Annotated in this window: 2 protein-coding genes; both read right to left on the bottom strand. The window is 68.4% G+C overall.

Features of this window, described 5'->3' with window-relative positions; all coding sequences use genetic code 11:
- Positions 1-55: 55 nt before the first annotated feature.
- A complete protein-coding gene (locus QRO95_RS23610) occupies positions 56-982 on the bottom strand; it encodes a FecR domain-containing protein (protein WP_032129372.1) in 927 nt (308 codons plus the stop codon).
- Positions 979-1,488: an RNA polymerase sigma factor gene (locus QRO95_RS23605; RefSeq protein ID WP_032129371.1), complete on the bottom strand. Its 510-nt coding sequence runs from the start codon at positions 1,486-1,488 to the stop codon at positions 979-981. The genes QRO95_RS23610 and QRO95_RS23605 overlap by 4 nt, the downstream gene beginning before the upstream one ends.
- Between the last annotated feature and the right edge of the window lie 201 nt (positions 1,489-1,689).

Below are 1,689 nucleotides of genomic sequence, written 5' to 3'. Positions count from 1 at the left end.
CAGGGGCTGACGCAGAGCGTCGTCATCCTGGGTAGACGCAGCCGCAGGCCGGATGTCAGGGTCCATCACGCTGTTCCCTGCGTGGCGGCAGCCACACCTGTATGCCCGCGCCGAGGCGCAGCACGCGCACCTGCAACTGAGTGGCCAACTGGTCGCGGTTGCCGGCCGCACCGTCGGCACTGCCAAGCAGGGTGACCGGCTGCTGGCGCAGCTGCTCGCCGACGACCCACGTGTGCCCGCCATGCCAGCGGTCCAGGCCCTGCGTGACGTCGGCCAGTGGGGCCGAGACCCAATGCAGGCGCCGCTCGCGCCAGGCCAATGCTCCGGGGGCGGTCGTTGTTGCATGGGCTGTTGCCTGCCCATCGAAGCGCAGCTGTTCGCCGTGGTCAGCCAGCATGCTGACGTTGCCGCTGTCCACGCGCACGCGATGCTCGGTAACGGTGACCACGCTGCTGTTGCCCTGCACGGCAAGATCGAATGCGGTCCCCAGTGCAGTGACGGTGCCCTGTGGGGTATGCACCTGGAAGGGCCGGTCGGCATCGGCGGCGACCTGGAACCAGGCTTGGCCGCGCTGCAGCTGGAGCTGGCGGCGCTGCCCATCGATGCGCACCTTCACTTCGCTGCCGGGTGACAGCAGGACATGCGAGCCATCCCGAAGGGTCTCCTCGCGGATCTCGCCAGCGGCCGTTCGCAGGACCTGCGCTACGGGCGGCGACACATGGCGGCTGTAGAGACCCAGCGCGCACAGCAACAGAACCGCAATGCCGGCTTCGCGCAGGCGACGGCGTTGCCTGCGCTGCTGTTGCCGCTGCAGGCTGGGCAGCGTCGCACCGGCCTGCCACAGGTGTTGCAGATGCTGGTACTGCGCAGCATGGCGAGGGTCGGCCTGGTACCACTGCTCGAACGCGTTCTCGTCGCGGCCACCGTCGTGCCCGTCCAGCCACCAGCGTGCAGCTTCGCGCGCGATCGCGTCCAGGCTCATGCGCCGGGCACCTGCTGCAGGGCGACCAGTGCGCGCAGCAGATGGCCATGCGCGGTCTGCCGGCTGATGCCGAGCTGGCGCCCGATCTCGGCCAGCGCCAACTGTTCAACCCGCGCCAGCAGGAACACCTGGCGCGAGCGCGGTGGCAGCGCGGCGATGATCGCGTCGAGGTGGCGCAGCTGTTCGGCGTCGAGCAGTCGCTGCTCGGGCAGCGGCGCAGGATCGGCGATGGCATGCAACTGCGTGTCATCCAGCGCTTCTTCGCGACGGCGCTGGCGTTGCCGGTAATGGTCGGCAATCAGGTTGTGGGCAACACGGTACAGGTACGCGCGGCCATTGCTCAGCAGGCCACTGGCGGCGACCTTGACGACACGCAGCCAGGTTTCCTGGACGACGTCATCAGCGTCGCTGCGTTGCGGGAGTTTGCGGCGGACATGGGCGTGCAGCGGCCGGTAATGGGCCGCGCACAGCTGCGCGACATCCGTCGGTTCGACAGGCGTGGACACGGGGCGGGCGACAACTGGGAAAGGGAACAGCCCGCGGCGGCAAGGGCAGCGGCTGCACCTTACAGCAAAAGAGAATCATTTGCATCAACGAAGCGGGCGGCGAACGATGCACAGCCAGCCGCGGGGGTCATCGTGGGAGGTAATCGCAGTGGATCTGCAGCGCTTCGGTGGGGTTGTGATGCAGCTCGAAGCCGGCAGTCT

The organism is Stenotrophomonas maltophilia group sp. Smal13 (genome assembly GCF_030236855.1).
Classification (GTDB): Bacteria; Pseudomonadota; Gammaproteobacteria; order Xanthomonadales; family Xanthomonadaceae; genus Stenotrophomonas; species Stenotrophomonas maltophilia_A.
Note: the sequence above shows the minus strand (reverse complement) of the source record. Positions and strands in the feature narration are given on the sequence as shown.